This is a genomic window from Calyptranema fuscum S582, from assembly GCF_055793305.1.
Window position 1 is genome coordinate 1 of sequence record NZ_JBSLYH010000155.1, and the last position, 228, is coordinate 228.

At 43.9% G+C, this 228-nt stretch carries 1 pseudogene; it reads right to left on the reverse strand.

The features are described from left to right. A pseudogene (locus ACR6Z4_RS32290) lies at nt 1-228 on the reverse strand (FG-GAP-like repeat-containing protein); the annotation flags it as partial.

The window sequence follows — 228 nt, forward strand, 5'->3', positions numbered from 1 at the left end:
TAGGCAAGTTGATAGATTGACTATACGTTCCGTCTATGAGCAACCAAGCAGAGTTTTCACCTGTCACTTGGTTCTGCCAAAACACAACCGATTTATCATTACTCAAACCACTCATGCCCCGAATTTGCCAGTTCGTATCGGTTGAAGTCGGTAAGTTGATGGACTTTTGATAAACTGCACCATCCATTAACCAGCTAGAGTTTTCGCCCGTGCGCTGATTATGCCAAA